The organism is Anaerobacillus sp. ABA4_114 (assembly GCF_056159065.1).
Genome location: NZ_JBSWUM010000001.1, coordinates 2,022,842 through 2,039,112, shown reverse-complemented (window position 1 = coordinate 2,039,112; position 16,271 = coordinate 2,022,842). Strand labels below are relative to the sequence as shown.

At 41.3% G+C, this 16,271-nt stretch carries 11 protein-coding genes and 1 pseudogene; all 12 read left to right on the top strand.

What is annotated here, in order from left to right; all coding sequences use genetic code 11:
- Window positions 1-32: 32 nt before the first annotated feature.
- Window positions 33-1,394 carry an NAD(P)-dependent oxidoreductase gene (locus ACXAEY_RS10260; protein WP_270182144.1) on the top strand — a complete coding sequence of 454 codons (1,362 nt, stop codon included), beginning with the start codon at window positions 33-35 and terminating at the stop codon, window positions 1,392-1,394.
- 14 nt (window positions 1,395-1,408) lie between these two features.
- Window positions 1,409-2,689 (top strand): NAD-dependent dihydropyrimidine dehydrogenase subunit PreA, encoded by a 1,281-nt coding sequence (gene preA / locus ACXAEY_RS10255; RefSeq protein WP_474811814.1) that lies wholly within the window; start codon window positions 1,409-1,411, stop codon window positions 2,687-2,689.
- Between the two features lie 12 nt (window positions 2,690-2,701).
- Window positions 2,702-4,119: pseudogene (gene hydA / locus ACXAEY_RS10250) on the top strand (dihydropyrimidinase).
- 23 nt (window positions 4,120-4,142) lie between these two features.
- A complete protein-coding gene (locus tag ACXAEY_RS10245) occupies window positions 4,143-5,615 on the top strand; it encodes an NCS1 family transporter (protein ID WP_474811812.1) in 1,473 nt (490 codons plus the stop codon).
- A gap of 13 nt (window positions 5,616-5,628) precedes the next feature.
- Window positions 5,629-5,856 (top strand): hypothetical protein, encoded by a 228-nt coding sequence (locus ACXAEY_RS10240; protein ID WP_270182148.1) that lies wholly within the window; start codon window positions 5,629-5,631, stop codon window positions 5,854-5,856.
- Window positions 5,857-5,868: 12 nt separating this feature from the next.
- Window positions 5,869-6,111 carry a hypothetical protein gene (locus ACXAEY_RS10235; protein ID WP_270182149.1) on the top strand — a complete coding sequence of 81 codons (243 nt, stop codon included), beginning with the start codon at window positions 5,869-5,871 and terminating at the stop codon, window positions 6,109-6,111.
- A gap of 170 nt (window positions 6,112-6,281) precedes the next feature.
- Window positions 6,282-7,871: a PucR family transcriptional regulator gene (locus ACXAEY_RS10230; protein WP_474811809.1), complete on the top strand. Its 1,590-nt coding sequence runs from the start codon at window positions 6,282-6,284 to the stop codon at window positions 7,869-7,871.
- 108 nt (window positions 7,872-7,979) lie between these two features.
- Window positions 7,980-9,446, top strand: coding sequence for a CoA-acylating methylmalonate-semialdehyde dehydrogenase (locus ACXAEY_RS10225; protein WP_474811808.1), 1,467 nt, complete (start codon window positions 7,980-7,982; stop codon window positions 9,444-9,446).
- Between the two features lie 16 nt (window positions 9,447-9,462).
- Complete coding sequence (locus ACXAEY_RS10220; RefSeq protein ID WP_474811806.1) at window positions 9,463-10,800, top strand: aminotransferase; 1,338 nt, start codon at window positions 9,463-9,465, stop codon at window positions 10,798-10,800.
- A 370-nt stretch (window positions 10,801-11,170) separates the two neighbouring features.
- On the top strand, window positions 11,171-14,026 hold the full coding sequence (locus ACXAEY_RS10215) for a 2-oxoglutarate dehydrogenase E1 component (protein ID WP_474811804.1): 2,856 nt from the start codon (window positions 11,171-11,173) through the stop codon (window positions 14,024-14,026).
- Complete coding sequence (odhB, locus tag ACXAEY_RS10210; protein WP_270182153.1) at window positions 14,023-15,336, top strand: 2-oxoglutarate dehydrogenase complex dihydrolipoyllysine-residue succinyltransferase; 1,314 nt, start codon at window positions 14,023-14,025, stop codon at window positions 15,334-15,336. Before ACXAEY_RS10215 ends, odhB begins: the two co-directional genes overlap by 4 nt.
- Before the next feature lie 74 nt (window positions 15,337-15,410).
- Window positions 15,411-16,262, top strand: coding sequence for a GNAT family N-acetyltransferase (locus ACXAEY_RS10205; protein WP_474811802.1), 852 nt, complete (start codon window positions 15,411-15,413; stop codon window positions 16,260-16,262).
- Window positions 16,263-16,271: the final 9 nt, after the last annotated feature.

The window sequence follows — 16,271 nt, the reverse complement described above, 5'->3', positions numbered from 1 at the left end:
TGCTTTTTATTTTAATGAAGGGGGACACGTTCATGAGTACTGTTGAATCGCCTTTACCTGACAAGTTTACAGCTAATTTCAAAGAAGTTGAGTTGCCACTCTCTAATCAAGAGGCATTAAATGAAGCTAACAGGTGTCTTTATTGCTATGATGCTCCCTGTATAAACGCTTGTCCAACAGGAATCGATATTCCATCGTTTATTAAGAAAATCGCATCAGGTAACATGAAGGGTTCTGCTACAACAATTATGACAGCGAACCCTGTAGGTGCTAGTTGTTCGAGGGTCTGTCCTACTGAAGAGCTTTGTGAAGGGGCTTGTGTATTAAATCACTCTACGAAACCGATCTTGATAGGTAATTTACAGCGGTATGCGACAGACTGGGCAATTAAAAACGATCAAGTGTTATTTAAGAAAGGGGAACCTAACGGTAAAAAGGTAGCTATTGTAGGAGGTGGCCCCGGAGGCCTATCTGCTGCGAGAGAGCTAGCATTACTTGGTTATGATGTAACTGTTTATGAAGCGGAAAAAGAAGCTGGTGGTTTAGACACATTCGGAATCGTTTCTTTCAGGCTTCCTAAGAAGATCTCTCTATGGGAAGTAGAGCAGGTCGAACAGCTCGGCGTCACGATAAACACAGGAGTTAGAGTAGGGAAAGATATCGAATTTGATGAACTTCTTAAAACAAATGAAAGAGTTATTCTTGCGATCGGTATGGGGAATGTACCGAATCTTAACGTACCTGGTGAAACATTTAATGGAGTTCATGATGCGATCGAACTTGTGAGAAGTACAAAGTCTTCTCCATTTCCCACTCATCTAGAAGGCAAGAAGGTCGTCGTGATCGGTGCAGGTAATACCGCGATCGATGGTGCAACATGCTCTGTACGGCTTGGTGCAGAAAATGTGAAGATCATCTACAGACGTACAGAGAAAGAGATGACTGCATACGACTTTGAATATGAGTTTGCAAAACAAGACGGCGTAGAATTTCGTTGGCTAACACAGCCGATCGAAATAGTAGGTGACGCTGATGGTAACGTTAAAGGGTTAAAATGCGTCAAGATGCAGTTAGGCGAGGCATCAAGTGACGGTAGGAAAAGACCAGAGCCAGTGCCAGATTCTGAGTTTATCATCGAATGTGATGCTGTGGTTAAAGCGATTGGACAAAAGCGTCACACTGATTTTATTGAAAAGTTAGGCTTAGCTCATCATGATGGTGTCATTTTGATCAATAAAGATTCCATGCAAACGTCAAATTCACGGGTTTACGCTTGCGGAGACGTGATTTTCGGCAAGGGACAAGGAGAAGCGATGGTCGTATCAGCTGCTCAGCAAGGAAAAACAGCTGCGTACCATGTACACGAAAGTTTAAAAGAAATGTATTCCGCGTAGAAAGGAGAATGTATATGGCAGATTTAAGAACAAACCTTGCTGGAATAACGTCACCAAATCCGTTTTGGTTAGCTTCAGCTCCACCCACAAATTCAGGATATCAAGTGCAGCGTGCATTTGAGGCAGGATGGGGAGGAGCCGTATGGAAAACGCTCGGTGACCCTATTCTAAACGTTTCATCAAGATATGCAGCAGTTTCCTTTAATGGTCAGAGAGTAGCTGGGTTTAATAACATCGAACTGATCACGGACCGGCCTCTTGAAGTGAATTTAAAAGAAATCTATGAAACGAAAAAACGCTTCCCTGAACATGCTGTAGTCGCATCGTTAATGGTAGAACCGAAACAGGAAGCATGGCATGAAATCGTAAAGAAAGTTGAAGCTGTAGGAGTAGACGGTCTAGAGTTAAACTTTGGATGTCCTCATGGTATGGCTGAACGTGGCATGGGCTCTGCATCAGGTCAAGTTCCAGACCTTGTAGAAAAGCAAACGGCCTGGGCGAAAGAAGCCGCAGGAACACCGGTTATCGTTAAGTTAACGCCAAACATAACAGATATCACTGCAACTGCAGAAGCAGCGGTAAGAGGTGGAGCAGACGCCGTAAGTATGATAAACACGATCAATAGTTTAGCAGGAGTTGATATCGATACATGGCTTCCGATTCCCAATGTAAGTGGGAAAGGAGCTCACGGTGGATATTGTGGACCTGCTGTTAAGCCGATCGCTTTAAATATGGTAAGTGAGTGTGCGAGAAGCAGCCGTATCAACGTGCCGATCTCTGGGATGGGTGGCGTTTCTAACTGGCAGAACGCCGTAGAATTTATGTTGATGGGAGCAAGTAACGTACAAATTTGCACGGCCGCTATGCATCACGGCTTTCGTATTATCGAAGACCTTGTTGAAGGATTATCAAACTACCTCGATGATAGAGGAATCTTATCGATTCAAGACATTATTGGAAAGTCAGTACCCACCTATTCAGATTGGGGAAATCTTGATCTAAATTATAACGTGGTAGCTCGGATCAATAATGATGTGTGTATCAATTGTAATAAGTGTCATATTGCTTGTGAGGATACTTCTCATCAATGCATCGATCGATTACAGGATGAGGGTGGAAACCCTATCCTCCGTGTAAGAGAAGAAGATTGTGTTGGGTGTAATCTATGTTCGATCGTTTGTCCAGTGGATGGTGCGATCGATATGATCGAAGTCCCCCATGAACTACCTGTGATGACATGGAACGATCGGCAGTCGATTTTAGGTGCGTTAAAAGACAGTAAAATTACAAAGTAAAGGGGATTTATCATGAACAAAATAATTCGAAATGGCACGATCGTTACTGCAAGTGAAACCTACCAGGCGGATCTACTCATCAAAGACGGTAAAATTGCGATGATAGGCAGCTCATTGAATGAGGATGGAGCAGAGGAAATCGATGCCAAAGGTTGCTACGTATTTCCTGGTGGGATAGACCCTCATACACACCTCGAAATGCCGTTTGGCGGAACTGTTACAAAAGATGACTTTGAAACAGGAACGATCGCAGCAGCTTTTGGTGGACAACCTCTATCATCGATTTCTGTTTGACTGAAAAAGGTAAACCGTTAGCAGACGCCGTAAAAACATGGCATGCCAAATCAAAAGATAAATCTGTGATCGATTATAGCTTCCACTTGATGATCAGTGAAATCAATGATTCAGTACTGAAGGAACTGCCTGAAATTATAAAAAATGAAGGCATTACATCTTTTAAAGTCTTCATGGCCTATAAAAATGTGTTTCAATCAGACGATGAAACCCTCTATCGAACGCTTCTAGCTGCTAAAGAGCTTGGAGCTCTAGTTATGGTGCACGCTGAAAACGGTGACGTCATCGAATATTTAACGAAAGATGCCCTTTCTAAAGGCAAGACTGAACCGATCTACCATGCACTTACAAGACCTCCTGAAGTCGAAGGGGAAGCCACCGGTCGTGCGGCACAACTAACAGGACTCGCAAACTCTCAGCTATATGTGGTTCACGTGAGCTGTAAAGAAGCCGCTGACAAAATCGCAGAAGCAAGAAAGAAAGGCTATGATATCTATGGTGAAACATGTCCACAATATTTAGTTCTTGATCAATCATATCTAGAGAAACCTAATTTTGAAGGTGCAAAGTATGTATGGAGTCCGCCACTTAGAGAAAAGTGGAATCAAGACGCTTTATGGAATGCGTTAAGAATAGGTGAACTTCAGACGATTGGATCCGACCAATGCTCATTTGATTTTAGGGGACAAAAAGATTTAGGTCGAGATGACTTTACAAAAATCCCGAATGGCGGACCGATGATCGAGGATCGATTTAGTATCTTATTCTCTGAAGGTGTTGTAAAAGGAAGAATCTCTTTAAATCAGTTCGTTGATGTTACGTCTACACGGTCTGCTAAGCTCTTTGGACTATTTCCAAATAAGGGTTCGATTGCCGTAGGAGCAGATGCAGATATCGTAATATTCGATCCTGAAATAAAGCGAACGTTATCAGCATCAACACACCATATGGCGGTTGATTATAATGCTTTCGAAGGAATGGAAGTAACTGGCGAGCCTATTTCTGTTCTTGTAAGAGGAGATTATGTCATCAAGAATAAACAATTCGTAGGCACACCGGGATCTGGACACTATATAAAGCGTGCAAAGTACGGACAGTTTAGCCAAAAGACAGACAAAACCATCACAATACAATAAGCAGTGTTAAAGGAGATAGCTGAATGAAAAAAGATGTAAGCTATTTGAAATCACCTGACTTATTGCCAATTGCTCATAAGGATAAGAAAATCGGAACGACTGGTTTTGCGATGATGTGGGTCGGTATGGCAGTGGTGTTAGCAGCGTTTGCGATCGGCGGGGCTGGTGTACAATCACTTTCCCTTACATGGGTTGTGATCGCAACATTGATCGGTTCCGTTGCGATCGGGTTATTTATTACGATAATAGGAGATATCGGCATCGAACACGGTCTGTCATTTCCAGTATACATGAGAGCACCGTTTGGCACCCTTGGCACACATATCCCTTCGATTGTAAGGGGGCTAGCTGCTTCATTCTGGTTTGGAATCAACACGTATTTTGGTTCAACTGCCATGAATGCCATCTTAAATGTTTTGTTCGGTTTTGATAACTGGTTCGTATGTTTCCTGCTATTTGCGACAGTTCAATTAGTGAATACATCTCTTGGCATCAAAGCTGTCGAAAGGTTCGCAGATCTTGCTGCTCCAGTAATCATCCTTATTTCTGTTTGGATGTATATCTCACTCTCTGATCAAGCTCTTGCACAAGGTAGAGAAGTTTGGAGCTGGATCGAGAGTCCCGTAACCGGAGGAGCAGCTGTCTCAGCTTTTTTAGTCGTGATCTTTAGCAACATGGGGTTTTGGGCGACGATTTCAGCAGATATTCCTTCTATCTCACGATTTATTAAAGCTCCTCAGTTTGAAAGGAGCTGGCTTAAACGGAATAAAGGAACGTTGATCGGGAGTGTAATCGCATTGCCGCTAACACAAACGTTTATGGTAATCATCGGAGGAGTTTCTTATATAGCCGTTTCAAACTATGACCCAGTCGTTGCATTGCAAGAAGCTGCCACGGGACTTATCTTAGGCATCTTACTACTGATGATCGTATTAGCACAATGGTCGACAAATGTATCTGCTAACCTTGTGCCAGCAGCTACGATTTTCTCAAACGTAGGAGGACCAAAAGTTCCTTTTTGGGCAGGTGTATTCATCGCTGGTATCGTTGGGTCCGTCGTACAGCCGTGGAGCTTGTTCAATATTCTTATACCGATCTTACTTGTAGTCGGAGGTATTTTATCAGCGATTATCGGCATTTTGTATTGTGACTATTACGTATTGAGAAAAAGAAGGGTGAATGTGCCAGACCTTTATGAAGATCATGGACAATTCCGCTACGCTTATGGGGTTAATCTCGCTGGTTTGATCGCCTGGATTATTGGAGGAGTAGCAGCGTACTATCTATCTACTTATTCATTCTTAGTTGGTTTTCTTGTTGGTGCTATCTCTTACTATCTACTTGCAAAGTTTTGGTGGTTCAAGAAGTACTCTCAAGCAGAAATCCTTGAGCCTAGTGACGAGAAATACTTAGGGATAACCGTAGGAAGAGATTGGATCATTGATACTGAGACCGAAAAGGAGTCAGTGAAAGAGGTCGGTAGTGCAATCGAATAAAGGAGGAAGTGCAATGAGTGAACATGAGGCGTATATAATCGAACGTGAAAAGATCGACTACTTTATTGATAGAGGCTATAAGATCAGCGGTGTGTTAGAAAATTTGGAAGGCGCATTTATAGAATTTAGCATGAATACAGATAATAAAGAAGACTCTAAAGAGACTCTCCAAATCAAAACTGCTAATGGGAGAAAGTACTTTTCTGCACTTTTATTAAAGCAAATTCAATCTGTATCCTAAAGGAGGATGGGGATGGAATACAATCTGTATTCTAAGGACAGCGCTTATCCTTGTGAAGTTACAATCGACGATGAGAATGGTCGCTACATGATTCGGAAAGCTGACACGAGTGGAGAAGTGTTTAATTCTGTTGAAGACTTAACAACCTGGATTAGAGGAAATTGGAAAGAGGAAGATTTCAGAAGTAGAAAACAATATCATTACTTACTAGAGGTTTTGGAGGAAATGGAGTCTCGTGCAGATACCGGACAATAGTCCGGTATTTTTGTTTCTCATATAAAAATTTCAATTACCGTACTATTTTGAATATTTTGAAGGAATTCAAAACAAAGAAGTATAACTATATTTAATAGACTAAAAAGATAAAAGCGTATCTCCTAACAATACCTTTCTCATTAGACGATTGAATGACAGGGGGATAAAGAATGCTTCGGATGACGAGCTTAACGGTACAGGAAGTCCTTGAACGAGAACAATTTCAAAATGCAACCGTGATCGCTGGACGTGAAGGATTGAACCGTAGAATAAAATGGGTGCATGTTATGGAAGTAACATCAGTTAGACAATTGCTTAATGGGGACGAACTGATTTTATCAACAGGATTCGTATGGAAAGATAACCTCGATGTTTTTCTATCGATTGTCAAGCAGTTGATCCAGAGCAATGCTGCAGGGCTCTGTATAGAAATCGGTACATATATGGACTCAATCCCTGAAAAGATTATACAGCTTGCAGATGAATCCAAGTTCCCCATCATCATCTTCAATCAGGAAGTAAGGTTTGTCGATATTACCCAAGATCTACACTCTCTCCTTATCGCGCATCATTATCAATTGATTTCGGATCTTGAACAGTTTTCACAAGAATTGAATAGTTTACTGCTGCAGCCCCAGTGTCTTCAAAACATTCTAGCGCATCTTTCTAATAAAACAGGTATGCAAGTGATCTACCAACCAAAAGATGGTCAAGCACAATTTATACCCGACGTGTCTAACGAAAAAAAAGAAACCTTTCTTCATTTCATTACATTGCAGCCTACGGGTAAGGGCCTCGTCCTTCAAAACGTCCAGGCGATGGATTATTTATTTGCTAAGTTAATCCTAGTTCCAGCTCCGCATACTTCTGTATCGGATTACGACATGCTCTTATTAGATCGAAGCGCAACTGCCATTGCTCAATTTTTACTTCGCGAATTATATATCGAAGAGAAAAAGCGCGTCAAGGAAACAGAATGGTTATATGATTGGCTAGAAGGCAAACACACAGAAGAGAGAATCTTATCTTACTTAGTAGATATCGATGCAACATTGATTCCAAAAGGGCTATTAGTGTGCACATGCCGTTTTGTTAATAAGAAAAACGAGACATCGTCGCAGATCACTTACTTCATGCTTCTCGTTAGATCGCTCTTTGAGCAAGAAGGCTTTTTCGTTCTTTCATTAACCACAAGAAATAAACTAGTCATTATATTACTAAATCGACGTGAAGAATCGGATGTCATTCAAAGACTAAGGACTGCTTTCGATCGATTGATGGCAAACGATACGCTGAAAAATCGGACAGTTCCTGAGATTGACCGGATTAGTATCGGGAAACATGTACGGTTATTGAAAGAAATGCACAAGAGTTATGAATCGTCATTAGAAGCTTTAACGATCAATGATAAGCTATGTAACAAAAGTTCTAAAGTCATCTATCATCAAGACTTCCACATTTATCGTATGATTTTCCAGCTTACAAAAAACAAAGAATTGCAGGAATTTATGTTCGACTATTTATCTCCAGTGATTCATTATGATGAGAAGAATAATAGTAACCTATTAAATACACTTAAAGTATATATGTGTTGCAATGGTTCTAAAAAGGAAACGGCTGAACAACTCTATGTTGTAAGACAAACGCTTTATCATCGCCTTGAAAAACTTGAAGAATTATTAGGCAAAGATTTTATGAGTTCTCCGAAACGACAAGCGATCGAGTTTTCTCTTCACGCATATGATTACCTGCAGACATAAAGCACCGTGTAAAACAACTACAGAAACCATGTTACGTTTTGTCTAATGACCCTTTAATCACTAATCACCTACAATAATTGTAGGAGTTAGACTAAAGGAGGGCATTTCATGGCAGTTATTAAAAACGATACGGTAGTTTTGAAGAATTTCGTGAACGGTGAATGGGTCAGTGCAAGGAGTATCGATACGCTAGATGTTGAAAACCCTGCAACTGAAGAGAGATTAGCATGTGTACCTTTATCATCCAAGGAAGATGTAAGTCTTGCTGTTCGTTCTGCTAAAGAGGCATTTAAAACTTGGAGAAATGTTCCTGTACCGAAGCGTGCTAGGGTGCTGTTCACCTTTCATTCATTGCTAGTTCACCACCATGAAGAACTAGCAGAACTTGTGGTGAAAGAGAACGGTAAGAGTTATAAAGAAGCTTATGGGGAAGTGCAGCGAGGGATCGAATGCGTAGAATTTGCTGCAGGAGCTCCTACCCTTATGATGGGTGATAATCTTTCTACAATCGCTGAAGATATCGACTCTGAGATGTATCGGTATCCAGTGGGCGTCGTTGGAGGTATCACACCGTTTAACTTCCCTATGATGGTTCCACTTTGGATGTTCCCACTTGCGATCGCTTGTGGTAACACATTCGTATTGAAGCCTTCTGAACGCACTCCCATCTTAGCAAACCGACTTGCTGAACTTTTAACAGAAGCAGGACTTCCAAAAGGAGTCTTCAATATCGTTCACGGTGCCCATGATGTGGTGAACGGGATGCTCACAGATGAAGATGTGAAAGCGATTTCTTTCGTTGGATCACAGCCTGTTGCAAAATATGTGTATGAAAAAGCCGCTTCGAATGGTAAGCGAGTTCAAGCACTTTCTGGCGCGAAAAACCATCACATCATCATGCCTGATGCTGACATTGAAAAAGCCGTACAACAAGTCTTAAGCTCTACGTTCGGAAGTGCAGGCCAGCGATGTATGGCATGTAGTGCCGTTGTAGTCGTTGGAGATGGGGAAAAGTTTAAAACATCTTTAAAACAAAAAGCAGAAGAGTTGAAGTTAGGAAATGGATTAGATGAAGATGTTTTACTTACACCAGTGATTCGTAAATCACATCGAGAAAAGGTTTTAGGATATATTCAAAAAGGATTACAAGAAGGTGCTAGCTTAATTCGTGATGGAAGAAAAGAAATGGAAGAACAAGAGAACGGGAATTTTCTCGGTCCAACTATTTTTGATGAGGTAACGCCAGATATGACGATTGCAAAAGAGGAGATTTTTGCACCCGTTTTAAGTTTACTGCATGCTGATACGTTATCAGATGCACTAGGCATTATCGAAAAATCAAGATATGGGAATGGAGCAACGATCTATACAAAAGACGCTGCTGCCGTTCGTAAATTTCGTGAAGAAGCAGATGCAGGAATGCTTGGAGTAAATGTCGGTGTACCAGCACCGATGGCATTCTTTCCGTTTTCAGGTTGGAAGGATTCATTCTACGGTGACTTACATGCAAATGGGAAAGATGGCGTAAATTTCTATACGCGGCGTAAAATGATTACGACCCGTTTTGACTATTAGTAAGGGGGAGTGGAGAATGCATACAGCACACGAAAACCTTGCAGGTAAAGACGAAAAGTACGTTTGGCATGCCATGCGACCATTTGATCCAAAATCGACGATGGTGATCGAAAAAGCGAATGGTGCATGGGTTACAGACTATGAGGGGAATAAGTATTTAGATGGCATGGCTGGACTATGGTGTGTAAATGTAGGATACGGAAGACAGGAGCTTGCTGAGGCTGCATATACTCAGCTAAAAGAACTTTCTTATTATCCACTCACGCATACACACTCACCAGCAGTTCGACTTGCTGAAAAGCTAAACAACATGCTTGGTGGAGGATATGTGATCTTTTTCTCTAATAGTGGTTCTGAAGCGAATGAGACGGCCTTTAAGATTGCGAGGCAGTACCACGAGCAAAAAGGAGACACTCATCGACACAAGTTCGTTTCTAGGTACAGAGCATATCACGGAAATACGATGGGCGCATTAGCCGCTACCGGCCAGGCACAAAGAAAATATAAGTATGAACCGTTAGGACAGGGATTTCTTCACGTACAACCGCCAGATTCATATCGAGATGTGGTGAATGAGGAACATACTCTCCCATCCGTTACAGCGGTCGACAACATGATGACCTGGGAACTGAGTGAAACGATCGCAGGGATGATCATGGAACCGATCATTACTGGTGGAGGTATCTTAATACCACAAGATCATTACATGAAACAAGTTAAAGAAGTGTGTGAAAAGCACGGTGCACTTCTCATCTGTGACGAAGTAATCTGTGGTTTCGGTAGAACTGGTAAACCATTTGGATTTATGAATTATGGAGTTAAACCAGATATCGTAACGATGGCAAAGGGACTGACTAGTGGCTATCTACCTCTATCAGCTACAGCGGTTAAAGAAGAGATCTATGAAGAATTTAAACGGAATAATCAATATGATCACTTCCGACACATCAACACGTTTGGAGGAAACCCAGCATCTTGTGCTGTCGCTTTAAAGAATCTAGAGATTATGGAGAAGGAAAAGTTGTTCGATCGATCCAAAGATCTAGGAGAAAAGCTAAGGACCGAGCTTCAAAGCAGGTTATCGAACCATCCATATGTAGGGGATGTTAGAGGTTTAGGATTGCTTGTAGGAATTGAACTCGTTGAAGATCGTCACACGAAGAAACCGCTAGACGTCGCATCTCTCAACAAAGTGATCGGATACTGTAAGTCCCGTCACGTGTTGATCGGTAAAAATGGAGACACTGTTGCTGGCTATAATAACGTCCTTACCATGTCGCCACCCCTATCGATTGAAGAAGAGGACCTCAACCTTCTTATTCAAACGATTGTGGAGGGAATACATCAGCTTTAAAGTGCGCCAAATCGGCGTACTTTTTATTTTTGCAAACAATACCAGTTTATTATCGATATATGTATTCACTATGGGAATACTTTATGGTAATTTAGTATTGCGCTGTGTAAATATTCGAAAAATATTTCCTCTTATACCATCATTTTTGAAATTTTTTTCGAAAAGTTGGTTAAGTGCTTTGTGACTATATATACACTGTGCTAAACTATCCATGTAAGCGTTTTTTTACAAATGAGGTTTTTAAACTTGTAAAAGAGTGAAAAGGACTAATAATGAAACCGCAGAACTTTTTATCGAGCGGTAATATGGGAGCTAATACAATTTATCATACAAACGTATTAGAACATTCCCAGTAGGGAGGTAGCGAGCTTTGAATACCAAACAGTCCAGAATGGAACATCCTTGGCAGGAATTCTATGGACCAAACCTTGGCTATGCCATTGAACTATATGAGAAATTTCAGGAAGACCCCGAATCAGTAGATCCTGATCTACGTGAAAAATTTGAACAGTGGGGGCCGCCACCAAGTTCTAATGACGCTGTTGAATCAAACGTTCAACCCGGAAATCTTAAGAAAGTCATTGCAGCGGTCAAGCTAGCTGATGACATTCGTACATATGGTCATTTAGCTGCAGCTATCAACCCACTTAAAGAAGAAAAATCGAATCATGATTTTATGAATCCTGAAAAGTATGATCTTACAAAAGAAGACTTGAAAGCGATTCCTGCAGAAGTGATCTGGAACAATGCCCCTTCTGATATCAATGATGGGTATGAAGCGATTCAGCGTTTGCAGGATCTCTATACAAGATCTCTATCTTATGAGTTCAGTCATGTTCACAACAGTGAAGAACGTAACTGGCTCGATCAGATGGTAGAGGGTGGATCAGTAACTAGTTCTTTAGACAAAGAAAAACAAGAGGCACTTCTAAGAAGGCTGACAGAGGTTGAGGGGTTCGAAAAATTCCTTCATAAAACGTTTGTAGGGCAAAAACGTTTCTCGATCGAAGGCGTTGATTCGATGGTGCCGATGCTTGATGAAGTCATTCGAGATGGTGCAAGCGACGGTGCTCGAAATGTCATGATCGGAATGGCACACAGAGGTCGTTTAAATGTTCTTGCACATGTTTTGAATAAACCTTATGAAAAGATCTTCTCTGAGTTTCATCATGCACCGAATAAGGAGCTTGTTCCATCAGAAGGTTCAATGGGAATCAACTACGGTTGGACAGGCGATGTGAAGTACCATATGGGTGCTGATCGTAAGTTTGAAGGTTCTGAAACTGCAGAAGCCACGATCACCTTAGCAAATAATCCAAGTCACTTGGAGTTCGTAGATCCAGTCGTTGAGGGCTATGCAAGAGCGGCACAGGAAACAAGGGACCAAAAAGGTGAACCGATCCAGGATATAAGAAAGTCATTTGCGATCCTTATTCATGGGGATGCTGCTTTTCCTGGTGAAGGTGTTGTAGCGGAAACGTTAAACCTTAGCCAACTACGTGGCTACCATACAGGTGGTACGATCCACATCATCGCTAACAACCAGCTTGGCTTCACGACTGAGAGCACTGATTCACGGTCAACGAGATATGCGAGTGACCTAGCAAAAGGATATGAAATACCGATTGTTCACGTTAACGCAGATGATCCTGAAGCATGCTTATCAGCAATGAACCTTGCTTATCAGTATAGAATGAAGTTCAATAAAGATTTTCTTATCGATCTAATTGGCTACAGAAGATTCGGACATAACGAAATGGACGATCCTGCTGTAACGCAGCCACATCTTTACGAGAAAATCAAAAACCATCCTACAGTGCGAGCACGTTATGCTAGCTACCTAGAAGAGCAAGGAATTCTTGAATCTGGATACGGTGAAAAGCTAGATGAAGAAGTATTGAATGAGCTTTCAGAGGATTATAACAAAGTGGCTAAGGATAATGAAGATGGTGGAGATGTTCAGGAAATACAGCCACCGAAAGAAATCGTTAAAGGAATACCAGCGATCGATACATCCGTGCCGCTAGATACATTAAAAGAAATTAATAACAATCTACTTACACGTCCGGATAATTTCAACGTTTACCCTAAACTTGAAAGAATTCTTAAGCGTAGATTAGATATGTTAGAAGAAGGCGGAAAAGTTGATTGGGCATTAGGTGAGACGCTTTCATTCGCTACTATTTTAAGCGAAGGTACACCTATCCGTATAACAGGGCAAGATTCACAGCGAGGAACCTTCGCGCAGCGTCACCTTGTTTTACACGACAAGGAAACAGGTGAAACGTTCTGTCCATTACACGAATTACCAGAAGCTAAAGCTTCCTTTGCTATTCATAACAGTCCTTTATCTGAAGCTTCCGTTGTCGGTTTCGAATATGGATACAATGTATTCGCACCAGAATCCCTCGTGATATGGGAAGCCCAGTACGGTGACTTTGCGAATGCTGCACAGGTCATCTTTGATCAGTTTGTATCCGCAGGAAGAGCGAAATGGGGTCAAAAATCTGGAATGGTACTCTTGCTTCCACACGGTTATGAAGGACAGGGTCCTGAGCACTCCAGCGGAAGAGTTGAGCGTTTCTTAACACTTGCTGCTGAGAACAACTGGACAGTTGCGAACTTGACGAGCGCAGCGCAATACTTCCATATTTTAAGAAGACAAGCGGCTATACTTGGAGAGCAAGAGGTTAGACCACTCGTTATCATGACTCCAAAGAGCTTACTGCGTAATCAACGTACTTCTTCACCAGGTTTTGAGTTCAGCCAAGGACAATTCTTAAGTGTGATCGAACAACAAGGACTCGGTGAAAAGAAAGATAAAGTTGAGCGTATCGTTCTTTCAACTGGTAAAGTCGCTGTAGATCTAGCAGCAGAAATCGAATCTTCAGATAAAGACATGGACTGGCTACATGTTCTACGTGTAGAGCAGCTGTACCCATTCCCTGAAGAAGAAATTAAGAAGATTTTCGAACGCTATTCTAACGTAAAAGAAATCGTTTGGTTACAAGAAGAACCAAAAAATATGGGATCATGGAATTACATTTCTCCACGAATTCGTGAAATTGCTCCTGAGGGAGTTTCGATCGATTATATCGGTCGTCCTGATCGATCTAGTCCAGCAGGTGGAGAGCCTAATATCCATAAGAGAGACCAAGAACGTATCATTCAAGAAGTCTTAGAGCCATCTAAAACAGTATCCCACCAAGGAGGTAAATCGTCGTGATCGAAGTTAAAGTACCTGAACTAGCAGAATCTATTACAGAAGGCACAATCTCCGAATGGTTAATTAAAGTAGGCGACAAAGTTGAAAAAGGTGATAACCTTGTTGAACTTGAAACTGATAAAGTAAATATCGAAGTAAGCGCTGAAAACAACGGAGTAATCAAGGAATTATTGAAAGAGCCTGGTGACAACGTAGAAGTTGGAGAAATCATTGCTTACCTTGGTGACGCAAGCGAGGAAGACTCTTCCTCTGAACAACCTTCTTCTGACAATAAAGAAGAGAAGGCTGAAGCGAAAAAACAGCAAAACGAAACGCCTGAAGAATCTAAGTCTGACGAGGAAGCTTCTGCACACGCTGCACCTGAAGCTTCAGAAGAAAAGTCAGGTAACGGACGTACAGTAGCATCTCCTTCTGCAAGAAAGCTTGCTCGTGAACTAGGTGTCGATCTAGATAAAGTTCAAACTCAAGATCCTTACGGCCGCGTTCGTCCAGACGATGTAAAAGCTCATGCTGACTCTAGTAAGAAAGAAAAAGAAGCTCCAAAGCAAGAGAAAAAGCAAGAGAAGCAACCTGAAAAAGCTGCGCAGGCTAAGGACGAATTTAACGGTAAACCAGTAGAAAGAGTGAAGATGTCTCGTCGTCGTCAAACGATTGCAAAACGCTTAGTAGAGGTGCAACACACTGCTGCTATGTTAACAACGTTTAATGAAGTAGACATGACTGCGATCATGGACTTGCGTAAGCGTCGTAAAGACAAATTCCTAGAAGATAATGATGTAAAACTTGGATTTATGTCCTTCTTTACAAAAGCGGTAGTTGGGGCATTGAAGAAATATCCTCGTCTAAACGCAGAAATTCAGGACAAAGAAATGGTTCTTAAGAAATTCTACGACATCGGTATTGCAGTAGGATCTGAGGAAGGACTAGTCGTTCCTGTTGTGCGTGACGCAGACAAACTATCATTTGCAGGAATCGAGAGCGAGATTAGTGAGCTAGCTAAGAAAGCTCGCGATAACAAGCTTTCACTAGATCAACTTCAAGGCGGATCCTTTACAATAACAAATGGCGGTATATTTGGTTCTATGCTTTCCACACCAATTCTAAACGCTCCGCAAGTTGGAATTCTTGGAATGCATAAAATCCAGTGGCGCCCTGTAGCGATTGACCAAGATCGAATGGAAAATCGTCCTATGATGTATATTGCGCTTTCTTACGATCATCGAATTGTAGATGGTAGTGAAGCCGTTAGCTTCCTAGCGAAGATTAAAGATCTTCTTGAAGATCCAGAACAATTGCTTTTAGAAGGGTAATAATCGAGAACCTGAATCATAATGATTCAGGTTCTCTTTTAATAATAGTTGATTTGTAACCAGGGGGAATTTAAGTGGAATTACGTACATTTACTGATCCAAGTGAGTATCTAGGTTATGTCCAGGATTTTCTTGAGCAAAACGAAGCATTACATAGTCTCCCTTTAGGGCTTCTGGTTAGACTTGTAAAAAATCAAAAAAATGGTGAAGAACTAGAGAAGGTTCTCCTCGGTACAATTGAAGAGGCAGGGCGTATTACACTTTGCTTTATTCAAACACCGCCTCATAATCTTATACTTGCAGGTGAACAAGTATCACACGAAACATTAGATTTTGCAGTTAAAAAACTTCAACAAGATTATTTGTTTCCAGGTGTTTTAGGTGAGAAAACAATTGTAGAATATTTTTCAAAGAGGTACTGCGAGCTTACGAGCTGCAAGCGGAATCTAAAAATGAACCAGCGTATCTATCGATTAGATACCGTCATTCCTCCTAAACGTGTAGGTGGAAAATTAAGAAAAATCAGAAATGAGGATTTTACTCTGTTGAAAGAATGGGTTTATCTTTTTTCATGTGCGATGGGTGAACCATTCTCTGACGAAGATAGTCATGAAAGAGCACAACAATTTATCGATGAAAAATCAGCCGTACTCTGGGAGGTTGATGGAGAAGTGGTTTCGATGGCAAATGAATCTAGACCGACCATGAGAGGAACAACGGTTAACTTTGTTTTTACACCTCCTGAGCATGAACGGAAAGGGTATGCCTCTGCATGCGTAGCAGCTTTTAGCCAATATTTATTAGATAAAGGGAACCGTTATTGCTGTCTATATACAGATCTATCAAACCCAACTTCTAATTCGATCTATATGAAGATGGGATATAAACCTGTAGGAGATTCGATCGTGTATTCGTTTGAGGATTGAATCTAACTT

What these genes read in the sequence shown, in the direction of transcription:
- ACXAEY_RS10225 (WP_474811808.1), top strand. Translation starts at nt 7,980, where the DNA reads ATGGCAGTTATTAAAAACGATACGGTAGTTTTGAAGAATTTCGTGAAC.
- ACXAEY_RS10240 (WP_270182148.1), top strand. Translation starts at nt 5,629, where the DNA reads ATGAGTGAACATGAGGCGTATATAATCGAACGTGAAAAGATCGACTAC.
- preA (WP_474811814.1), top strand. Translation starts at nt 1,409, where the DNA reads ATGGCAGATTTAAGAACAAACCTTGCTGGAATAACGTCACCAAATCCG.
- ACXAEY_RS10220 (WP_474811806.1), top strand. Translation starts at nt 9,463, where the DNA reads ATGCATACAGCACACGAAAACCTTGCAGGTAAAGACGAAAAGTACGTT.
- ACXAEY_RS10245 (WP_474811812.1), top strand. Translation starts at nt 4,143, where the DNA reads ATGAAAAAAGATGTAAGCTATTTGAAATCACCTGACTTATTGCCAATT.
- ACXAEY_RS10260 (WP_270182144.1), top strand. Translation starts at nt 33, where the DNA reads ATGAGTACTGTTGAATCGCCTTTACCTGACAAGTTTACAGCTAATTTC.
- ACXAEY_RS10230 (WP_474811809.1), top strand. Translation starts at nt 6,282, where the DNA reads ATGCTTCGGATGACGAGCTTAACGGTACAGGAAGTCCTTGAACGAGAA.
- ACXAEY_RS10235 (WP_270182149.1), top strand. Translation starts at nt 5,869, where the DNA reads ATGGAATACAATCTGTATTCTAAGGACAGCGCTTATCCTTGTGAAGTT.